Annotated in this window: 10 protein-coding genes; 3 read left to right on the top strand and 7 right to left on the bottom strand. The window is 70.7% G+C overall.

Annotated elements, in window-relative coordinates; genetic code table 11:
* Window positions 1-101: 101 nt before the first annotated feature.
* The 7 genes from ACFWFI_RS36755 to ACFWFI_RS36725 all read right to left on the bottom strand — a co-directional run bounded on the left by ACFWFI_RS36755 (window position 102) and on the right by ACFWFI_RS36725 (window position 8,152).
* Window positions 102-1,742, bottom strand: a complete 1,641-nt coding sequence (locus tag ACFWFI_RS36755; RefSeq protein ID WP_387399054.1) for a dipeptide ABC transporter ATP-binding protein — start codon at window positions 1,740-1,742, stop codon at window positions 102-104.
* On the bottom strand, window positions 1,739-2,728 hold the full coding sequence (locus ACFWFI_RS36750) for an ABC transporter permease (protein WP_387399051.1): 990 nt from the start codon (window positions 2,726-2,728) through the stop codon (window positions 1,739-1,741). Before ACFWFI_RS36750 ends, ACFWFI_RS36755 begins: the two co-directional genes overlap by 4 nt.
* Window positions 2,725-3,732, bottom strand: a complete 1,008-nt coding sequence (locus ACFWFI_RS36745; protein ID WP_387399048.1) for an ABC transporter permease — start codon at window positions 3,730-3,732, stop codon at window positions 2,725-2,727. The genes ACFWFI_RS36750 and ACFWFI_RS36745 overlap by 4 nt, the downstream gene beginning before the upstream one ends.
* 2 nt (window positions 3,733-3,734) lie before the next feature.
* Window positions 3,735-5,465 carry an ABC transporter substrate-binding protein gene (locus tag ACFWFI_RS36740; RefSeq protein ID WP_387399045.1) on the bottom strand — a complete coding sequence of 577 codons (1,731 nt, stop codon included), beginning with the start codon at window positions 5,463-5,465 and terminating at the stop codon, window positions 3,735-3,737.
* A 200-nt stretch (window positions 5,466-5,665) separates the two neighbouring features.
* A complete protein-coding gene (locus tag ACFWFI_RS36735) occupies window positions 5,666-5,761 on the bottom strand; it encodes an Ms4533A family Cys-rich leader peptide (RefSeq protein WP_387399042.1) in 96 nt (31 codons plus the stop codon).
* An 88-nt stretch (window positions 5,762-5,849) separates the two neighbouring features.
* The gene (locus ACFWFI_RS36730; protein ID WP_387399039.1) at window positions 5,850-7,178 is read right to left on the bottom strand and encodes a DUF3152 domain-containing protein; all 1,329 of its coding nucleotides are present in this window, start codon (window positions 7,176-7,178) and stop codon (window positions 5,850-5,852) included.
* Between the two features lie 8 nt (window positions 7,179-7,186).
* Entirely contained in the window at window positions 7,187-8,152 is a 966-nt protein-coding gene (locus ACFWFI_RS36725) for an alpha/beta fold hydrolase (RefSeq protein WP_387399036.1), read from the bottom strand.
* A gap of 110 nt (window positions 8,153-8,262) precedes the next feature.
* Here ACFWFI_RS36725 and ACFWFI_RS36720 point away from each other — a divergent pair, with 110 nt between their 5' ends.
* The 3 genes from ACFWFI_RS36720 to ACFWFI_RS36710 all read left to right on the top strand — a co-directional run bounded on the left by ACFWFI_RS36720 (window position 8,263) and on the right by ACFWFI_RS36710 (window position 9,651).
* A complete protein-coding gene (locus tag ACFWFI_RS36720) occupies window positions 8,263-8,478 on the top strand; it encodes a hypothetical protein (RefSeq protein WP_387399033.1) in 216 nt (71 codons plus the stop codon).
* A gap of 168 nt (window positions 8,479-8,646) precedes the next feature.
* On the top strand, window positions 8,647-9,288 hold the full coding sequence (locus tag ACFWFI_RS36715; RefSeq protein WP_147959380.1) for a TetR/AcrR family transcriptional regulator: 642 nt from the start codon (window positions 8,647-8,649) through the stop codon (window positions 9,286-9,288).
* A gap of 135 nt (window positions 9,289-9,423) precedes the next feature.
* On the top strand, window positions 9,424-9,651 hold the full coding sequence (locus ACFWFI_RS36710; RefSeq protein WP_387399030.1) for a DUF3107 domain-containing protein: 228 nt from the start codon (window positions 9,424-9,426) through the stop codon (window positions 9,649-9,651).
* Window positions 9,652-9,695: the final 44 nt, after the last annotated feature.

The raw sequence follows: 9,695 nt of genomic DNA, 5'->3' as shown, positions 1-9,695 counted from the left end.
ACGGACGGTTGTCCGTCGCACCACCGAAAGGGGTGAACCGGCGTAACTTTCCCGCTCCAGTCGCGTTCTGTTGCGACGCACGGGTGTTCAGTGACGCTGAGTCAGGCTGCGGCCAGTTCCGAGCGGGTCGCACGGCGCGCGGCGGCGTGCGCGGGATCGAGCGTGGGGACCGCGGCCAGGAGCTGTTTCGTGTACGGGTCCTGCGGCGATCCGTAGACCTCGTCCACGGCACCCTGCTCGACGATCCGGCCCTGCCGCATCACCGCCACACGGTCGCTGACCTGCCTGACGACGGCCAGATCGTGGGCGATGAAGACGAGCCCGATGCCGAGCTCGCGCTGAAGCTCCGCGAGGAGCGCGATCACCTGGGCCTGGGTCGTGACGTCGAGCGCGGACACCGGCTCGTCGCACACGATCAGCTTCGGCTCGGCGGCGAGCACCCGCGCGATGCCGATCCGCTGACGCTGCCCGCCGCTGAATTCGTGCGGATAGCGCTCGTACCGTCCGGCGTCCAGGCCGACCCTCTCCAGCAGTTCCCTCACGCGGTCCCGGATCCGGGTCTCGTCGGTCTCCCCGGCGGCACGGAGCGGGTCGGCCACGGACTCACCGATCGAGCGCCGCGGGTTGAGCGAGGCGACGGGGTCCTGGAAGACCATCTGGAGCTCGCGGCGGAAGGGGCGGAGGTGCTTCTCCGGCAGCGAGCCGATCTCCTTGCCCCCGTACCGGAGCCGCCCCGCCGTCGGATCCTCCAGCCGTACGAGCATGCGCCCGAGCGTCGTCTTGCCGCTGCCGCTCTCCCCCACGATCCCGAGGGTCTCGCCGGCCCGGACGGTGAGCGAGACCCCGTCCACTGCCGTGACCCGGCCCGCGCCCCGGCCGAACACACGCCGGAGGCCGACGGCTTCGAGGAGCGGTTCGGCGTCCGGGGGCACGGTCCTCGGTCCCGGGACACCGGCCCGCTTCTCGTCGAGCCGGGGTACCGAGGCCAGGAGCTCGCGGGTGTACGGCTGCCGGGGCGCGCCCAGCACCTCGGAGACCGGTCCGCGCTCCACCGCGCGGCCGTGCTGCATCACCAGGATGTCGTCCACGCTCTCCGTGGCGACGCCCACGTCGTGGGTGACGAGCAGCAGCCCCATGCCCGTCTCACGGCGCAGGTCGTGCAGCAGGTCCAGGATCTGCGCCTGCACGGTGACGTCGAGGGCGGTGGTCGGCTCGTCCGCCACGATCAGCCGGGGCTCGCAGGCCAGGGCCATCGCGATGAGTGCCCGCTGGCGCATCCCGCCGGAGAACTCGTGCGGCCGGGACCGGGCGCGGCGGCCGGCGTCCGGAATGCCGACCCGGTCCAGGACCTCGACGGCCCGGGCCCGTGCCGCCCTCCGGGAGACGGAGTTGTGCACCCGGTACACCTCGGCGATCTGGTCACCGACCGTGTAATAGGGGTCGAGCGAGGAGAGCGGGTCCTGGAAGACCATCGCTGCCTTCGCTCCCCGCAGGGCGCGCAGTTCGGCCTCGTCCGCGGCGCCCACGTCCGTACCGGCGACCCGGACGGTGCCGGTGACCCGGGCGCCGGTGCCCCGGTGCAGCCCGAGCAGTGCGGAGGCGGACGCGCTCTTGCCCGATCCGGATTCGCCGACGACACCGAGGGCGGCGCCCGCCTCCAGGGTGAAGGAGAGCCCGTCCACGGCGCGGACGGTGCCGAAGTCGATGGTGAGGTCCTCGACCTGTACCAGCGGTGTTGTCATGACAGGACCACCCGTCGGTCGGCCAGCGCGTACAGCATGTCCGCGACGGCATTGGCGAGCACCACGAAGAAGCCGGTCACCAGCACCATGCCGACGACCACGGGCAGGTCGACGACCTTGACGGCGTGGACCAGTTCGCGCCCGAGTCCGGGGATCCCGAAGAGGGACTCGGTCAGGACCGCGCCGCCGAACATGCTGCCGAAGTCGAGCGCGCTGAGCGCGATCACGGGTGCGACGGCGCCGCGCAGCGCGTGCCGCCCGACGATGGCGCGCTCACTGACGCCGTACGCGCGAAAGGTGCGTACGTGGTCCTCGGCGAGCGTCTCCAGCATGGAGCTCCTGGTCAGGCGGGCGTACTTGGCGGACTCGATGAGCGCCAGGGACACCCAGGGCAGCAGCAGCCCCCAGGCCCACTGCTCGGGGTCCTCCGTGAACGGCACATAGGTCGGTGACGGCAGCCACTGCAGCGTGGAGCAGAAGATGATGATGAGCAGCAGGCCGATGACGAAGACCGGCGTCGCCGTGCCGGCCAGGGTCAGCCAGGTCAGGACCCGCTCGGTGATCCTGCCGCGCCGCCGGACGGACAGCACTCCGGTGCCGACGCCGAGCAGGATCCAGCAGACGAACGCCCCGATGACGAGCGAGCCGGTCACCGGTAGCTTGGTCACGATCAGCTGCATGACCTGCTGGTCGCTCTGGTACGAGACCCCGAGGCAGGGTGCGGAGCAGTGCTCCACGCCCGTGCCGGTGGAGAAGTCCCGTCCAGCGACGATGCCCTGGAGGAAGTGCCAGTACTGCGTGTACACGGGGTCGTCGAGCCGGAGCTGCTCGGTCACCTGGGCGACCTGGGCGGGCGAGCAGCGCGGTCCACAGGCGATCTGGGCGACGTCGCCGGGGGCCACGTAGAAGACCGCGTACAGGATGACGGTCAGGGAGAGGAGCACGAAGACGGCTCCACCGAGCCGTCGCAGCAGAAACCCGGTCACGATGTCTGCTCCTTCGTGCGTTCCTTGCGCTCCTTGCGCCCGGTGCCGATCCGGAGCCGGGAGGCGGCCCTGGGATCGAGTGCCGTGCGGACGCCCTCGCCGAGGACGGTCAGGGCGAGCACGGTGACGAAGAGCAGCGCCGCCGGCAGCAGGAGATAGGTGGGAGCCGACTGGTACCAGGTGTCGGCCTCGGTGAGCATCTGGCCCCAGGACGGTGTGGGCGGCTTGATGCCGACGCCGAGGAAGGACAGGGCCGCTTCGACGGTGACGTTCACGGGGAAGAGCAGCGCGGCGTACGTGATGACGGGCGCGGCCAGCGAGGGCAGCAGTTCGCGCCGGGCGATGCTCCACCGCCCGCGTCCGCTGAGCCGGGCCGCGGAGACGAAGTCGAGGGACTTCAGGGCGAGCGCCTGCGCGCGCACGATCTTCGACGTACCCGCCCAGTTGATGCCGCCGATGACCAGCGCGATCAGGACGGGCCGGGGGAACGAGGGCGGTACGACGGCGAGCAGCCCCAGGGCGATGACCATGAGCGGCAGGGCGACGTTGATGTCGGTGATCCGGCTGAGGACCTGGTCGACCCAGCGGTTGCCGAGGGCCGCGGCGAGCCCCACCACCACTCCGATGGTGACCTGGAGGAGGGTGGCGGCGACGGCCACGCCCAGCGAGACCCGTGCCCCGTACACGACGCGGGCGAACAGGTCGCGGCCGGTCTGCGGTTCGACACCGAACCAGTGGTCCGCGCTGATGCCCCCGAAGGAGCCGATGGGGACCCCGCCGGCCGCCGAGTCGACGAGGCCGGGGTGGTAGGTGTTGGGGTCCTGGCCCGCCAGCGCGCTGAGCAGCGGCGCGGCGAGCGCGGCCAGGAAGAGCAGGAGGACCACGGCCGCCGCGACGGTGGCCGCGCGCTGTGCGCGCAGCCGCCGCCAGAACTGCCGGGCCCCGGAGGCGGGGGCGGCGAGGGGCGCCGCTCCCGCCTCCTGGACCAGAAGTACTTCCGACATGGTTACTTGACCGCGGCCTGTGAGATGTCGAGAACGCCGGTCCAGTCACTGATGACCACGTTCTTGACGTCCTGGCCGAAGAGCCGCTTGTAGACCGGGTGGAAGAGCGGCACCGTCAGCGCCTGCTCGCCGATCTTCTTGTCGAGCGCGCCCCAGCGCTGGGCGGCGGCGTCCAGGTCGGTGAGCTTGTTGATCTCGTCGATCTCCTGGTTGACAGACGCGTCGTTCAGGAAGCCCGTGTTGAAGTTGGCTCCGTCCTTCACGATCTGGCGGCCGTCGAAGATCGGTGCGAGGAACGGGCCGCCGGAGGGCCAGTCGGCACCCCAGTGCGCGAGGAAGAAGCCCGGCTCCTTGGACGCGCTGTGGATGGTGTCGGAGTAGTCGTTGCTCTCCAGCCCCTTGAGCTCGACGGTGATGCCGGCCTTCTTGAGGGCGGCCTGGAGTGCCGTGGCGATCTCCGGGCTGGTCTCGAAGTCCTTGTCGTTGGAGTGCGTGAGGGTGACGGTCAGGCCCTTGGGGTAACCGGCCTCCTTCAGCAGCTCCTTGGCCTTCGCGGCGTTGCCCGTCTCGCCCGCCGGGAAGTGGTCGTACGGCGTGTAGCCGAAGGACTTCTGGTTCGGCAGGTAGGTGGTGGCGGGCTCGGCGAGCGAGGAGCCGCCGGCCGCGTTGATCACGGAGGAGCGGTCGACGGCGTAGGAGATCGCCTGGCGCACCTTCGGGTCGTCGAAGGGCTTCACCTTCGGGTTGAAGGCGATGTAGTTCGTGTAGCCGAAGTGGCCGGTGCCGACACGGGCGGCGAGCTTCTTGTCGCCGGAGACCTTGGCGAGCTCGGCAGGGCCGAGGTTGGTGTCGGTGGTGACGGCCGCGGCGTCTGCGCCCTGCGAGGCGGAGAGCCGCTGGTTGATGACGGCGGAGTCCAGGCCGGAGCGTACGTCGACCTTGTCCGGGTAGGCCTTGCGCTCCTCGTCGGTGGCCGCGGACCAGTGCGGATTGCGCTCCAGGACCAGCCGCTCGCCGTCGTTCTCGTTCGAGACGACCTTGTACGGCCCCGAGGAGACCGGGTGCTCCTCGTACTTGGTGCCCGTGTCCTTGGCCTGCGGCACCGGCGTCGTCTGGGTCTGGGTGGCGAGGTACGGGAATTCGCCCTCGGGCTTGTTCAGGTGGAAGACGATGGTCTTCTCGTCCGGCACCTCGATCGAGTCGAGGCCCTTCTTGTCCTTGTACGGACCCTGGTAGTCGGCCCCGCCGATCAGCCAGTCACGCAGGTACGGCGCGCCACCCGACAGTTCGGCGGCGAACGACCGCTCGATGCCGTACTTGATGTCCGCGCTGGTGATCGCCGTGCCGTCCTCGTACTTCAGCCCGTCCTTGAGGGTGTACGTCCAGACGGTGGCGTTCTTGCTCGGCGTACCGAGGTCGGTGGCCAGGTCGGGGACGACCTCGGCACCTGCGGCGCCGTTCTCGCGGTTGCGGGTGGTGAGCGTACGGAACACCAGGGAGGGGACGTTGCCGCCGCCGGAGGTGTACAGCCGCGCCGGGTCGAAGTCCTCCTGCGGATTGCTGTTGAGGACCGTGAGGGTGCCGCCCTTCCGGGGCTTGCCCGAGGCGCCGGATCCGCCGCCGTCTCCCCCGTCGTCCTGAGGTCCGGCGCAGGCCGCGAGGCCGGCGACCAGGGCGAGACTGACAGCGGCGGTGGTTGCCACGCGGCGCGATATGACGGACGGCTGACTCATCGGAAGATGACCTCTCGGTGTGCTGCGGCAGGAGGAGGAGATGTCCTTGCGGGCGCAGCGGGTCCCGCCCCGGTGAAGGGGGGAAGGACCGGATACCGAAATGCCGCGCCTGCGGACGGAGTACGCCCGGGCGCGGCAGAAGAGGGGCCGAGGAGCCGGAAAGGGGCTCGTCAGGGGGCCGACGCGCGCTCGAGCAGGCGTCAGCGACAGAGAACGTCGGCTACGCAGTGCCCGGCCACGCCGAGGAGCGCCAGCTCAAGGGCGGCGCTCTCGGAGAATGCGGGGCTGCGTGACATGCGGAGAAATATGAACGACCCCTCCCCCGATGTCAACGCGTGATGAGACGCCCGTCCCACCATGCGGACAGCGCGACACCTGGGCGGCTCAACTTCCCGGATACACCCAAGGGTTGGGGCGGCACTTGATGCCGTCCAGGTCCAGGGTCTTGGTCTGCTGCTGCATCACGGGCGCCAGGGCTCCTGGGGTGCTGCAGCTCACATGGTTGTGCCCCAGCCGGTGGCCGACCTCGTGGTTGATCAGCATCTGACGGTAGGGCAGAAGCTTGTCCGCCCCGAAGGTCGAGGCGCCCTGTGCCCAGCGGTAGGCGTTGATCATCACGCGGTCGGTGGCGGCGGAGTCGCAGGAGACGTTGTCCTCGGTGGTGTCCAGCCCCGATTTCTCGCACCAGACCGCCGTGGTGCCCGGGCTCGCGAGGGTGATCACGAAGTCGGGCTCACCGGAGGAGATCCGCTCGAAGGTCATGGCGCCGTTGTGCGCCCAACTGCGGTCATCGTTCAGTGTCTTCTGCACGGCGTCGGCGAACAGTCCGGAATCGAGGCCCAGACCCTTCTCGATGTCGATCCGGTACCGGTACTTGTGCCCCTTGCCCGGAGCCTTCGCCAGCCCGGCCACCGCTTCGAACTTCCCGGACGCCTTCAGGTCCGGCGCCAGCGGAAAGGCGGTGGCCATCTTCTGCGCGTACGACAGGGGCTTGCCCTCCTGCCGCTGCACCTGGGGGGTCGGCCGGTCCACCGAACGGGAGGCGTCCTCGGATTCCTGCCGGTCGACGCCCGCGGCCTGCGAGCCGTCCGCCGTGCTCCCGGAGTCCTGCGTCACCTGCCCGGCCACCACGACCGCGAGCACCGTGGTCACGGCCGCGGCCGCGATCCCGGTGAACGTGCGGCCCTTGCCGCCCTTCGCGTTCCCGCCGTTCTCGTCGTCCTGTGCCTCGTCGGACCCGTCGGGCTCCGCGGAGGTCCAGGCCGCCTCCTCGGGCGGAACCGGTGGCGTGGGACGCGAAGGCGTGGTGTCGAACGCCTCGAGGAACTCCCTGCGCGGGCCGGGTATCAGCGAGGCACTGCCGGTCTGCGGCCCGGCCGTGCGCCGCCCGGCCGCGGCCTGCTGCGCCGCCTGCTGCCGCGCCATGGCGGCCTGCCCGGCGCGGAAGACCTCCTGGCCGGCGGGACCCGCCGGGTCCGGCCGGCTGCCGTACCGCGGCTGCGGCCCGGTCCCCCAGCCTCCGCCCGGCTCTCGCTGTTCGGGGTGCCCGCCGCGCACCTGCGGTGCGTCGCCGAACGGACTGTGGCCGTCCTGCGGAGGCGGCGTGGCGGAGTCCCGCCCGCGCCGGCCGGTGCCGCGCTCGGCGGCGGCGCCCGCAGGTGCCCCGGTTTCACTCCGGGTGGCCCCGGGGCCTTTTCGACTGTGTCGTCCCACGCCCCGGATCAGCTCCCGCCACGTTCGTCGAGCAGTTCCCGGAACGCCTGGGCGACCGCCTCCGGGTACTCCATCATCGCCACGTGCCCTGCGTCGGGCAGTGTCAGCAGGCGCGCGTCGCGGAAGGCCGCGGACGCCCTGCGTGCCATCCGGTACGAGACGAGCTGGTCCCTTCCGCCGTACACCAGCAGGGTCGGTGCGAGCACCCTCTCGGCCTGGCGCCACAGCCCGTGCTGTCCCCCCAGCGTGTAGGCATCGACGATGCCCCGTGCCGAGCGCGTCATGGCGTCCCAGAAGTACGGCAGTTCCAGCCGGCGCTCCATCTCGGCCACCGCGTGACGGAAGGCTTCGTCGGAGATACGTGCCGGATCGCCGTAACAGAGTGCCATGGCGCCGCGGGTGCGCTGCTCCGCGGTCCATTCCCGGGTGAGCCGGACGAACAGGGATGCGACGCCCGGGAGTGCGAGCAGGGCGGTCGGCACGGCGGGCCGCTGGACCCGGATCTCGGGCAGGGCCGGGGAGATCAGCGTCAGCGTCCGCACCAGATCGGGCCGGACGGCCGCGACCCGAGTGGCAACAGCGCCCCCCAAAGAGTTACCGAAAAGGTGAACGGGCCCACGCCTGCCCGCGTCCAGCAGCCGGATCGCCGCCCGGGCGTGTCCGGTGACGGAATAGTTGCCGTCGTCCGGCGGCGGGGAGTCCCCGAAGCCGGGCAGATCGACCGCCTCGCTGTCGAGCGTGTCCGCCAGCAGCGGCATCAGGGCCGACCAGTTCTGGGAGGAGCCGCCCAGGCCGTGCACGAAGAGAGCGGGAGCGGATCCCGCCGTCTCCGCCGGGCGGGAACGGACGGTCAGGGTGAGGCCGGGCAGCGTGACGGAGCGCAGCTTCTCCCCCTCGGCGACCCGGACGGCACTGACCGTGGGTGCCACCGCGGCAGCGGCGGCGTGGATACCGGGCAGCTCGGTCGAAGACATGCGGCAATGTTACGAGACGATCACGCGGTGGTTCGTGTGTTCGCGGTCACAGGCCGCATAGCGCCCCCGGAGGGTTGCTCCTAGGCTGCAAGGGAAGGAAGGGAGCCATCATGACGGTCGACCCGAGCGACCCGGAGACCTTCGAGGATCCGCAGCCGGACTCACCGGACCCCGAGGCCCCGGAAGCCGACACCGCCGAACAGCAGGCCACCGTCCGTCCGGAGCGCGACGAACCGCTCACCGGCATCGACCGCAGCACCGCGAACGAGGCGGATGCGGCGGAGCAGGCACGCGTCGTCGCACAGGATGAGGACGATTACCGGTAGAACGCACCGCTTTGCGGCATGAGCCGACGTATCTGCGGCTTCCGCAGCCGTCCGGTCCGTGAAATTCTGCGTCCGCGCCGCGCACACCCGGGTTACTCAAAAGTACGATGGCCCAACGGCGCAGCGTGCACGGTACGACTGTGTTCGAACACGATTTTGGGAGGCGGCGTGACAGCCATCGAGCAGACAGAGGCGGCGCGCCCGCGGGGCACCCGGCTGCCCCGCCGTGCCCGACGCAATCAGCTGCTGGGCGCCGCTCAGGAGGTCTTCGTCGCCCAGGGCTACCACGCCGCGGCGATGGACGACATCGCGGAGCGGGCAGGCGTCAGCAAGCCGGTGCTCTACCAGCACTTCCCCGGCAAGCTGGAGCTCTACCTCGCCCTGCTCGACCAGCACTGCGAGTCACTGCTCCAGGCGGTCCGCACGGCGCTCGCCTCGACCACGGACAACAAGCTGCGCGTCGAGGCGACGATGGACGCCTACTTCGCCTACGTGGAGGACGAGGGCGGCGCCTTCCGTCTGGTCTTCGAGTCCGACCTGACCAACGAGCCGGCGGTCCGCGAGAGGGTCGACCGCGTCTCGCTCCAGTGCGCGGAGGCCATCTCCGACGTCATCGCCGGCGACACAGGCCTGTCCAAGGACGAATCGATGCTGCTGGCGGTCGGTCTCGGCGGCGTCTCCCAGGTCGTGGCGCGCTACTGGCTCTCCAGCCCGTCCGGCATCCCGCGCGACTCCGCCGTACAACTGCTGACGTCGCTCGCCTGGCGCGGCATCGCGGGATTCCCGCTGCACGGCACCGATCAGCACTGAACCCGGCGTGAGCCGCGGCCGGTGTTCGCTGCGGGCGTTGCCGGTCGACCCGTGGTCCGTCCCTTCACCGGGCTAGTGTGTGCTGCGTACGGCGCGGTTCACCGCGCAGAGACGGACCGTCGGAGGGACATAGCCGTGGAGGTCAAGATCGGGGTGCAGCACACGCCCCGCGAGATCGTTCTGGAGAGCGGACTTTCCGCCGAAGAGGTCGAGAGCGCGGTCAGCGAGGCGCTCAGCGGCAAGGCGCAGCTGCTCAGCCTCACGGACGACAAGGGCCGCAAGGTCCTGGTGCCGGCCGACCGGATCGCCTACGTGGAGATCGGCGAGCCCAGCGCCCGGCGGGTGGGATTCGGCGCGCTGTAGCCCGCGCGACACGGCAGCAGAGGTGGAGGCCCGGCGGACGATTC

Source organism: Streptomyces sp. NPDC060209 (assembly GCF_042728155.1).
GTDB lineage: Bacteria > Actinomycetota > Actinomycetes > Streptomycetales > Streptomycetaceae > Streptomyces.
The sequence above is the reverse complement of the archived record's forward strand: the minus strand, read 5'-3'. Positions and strand labels throughout refer to the sequence as shown.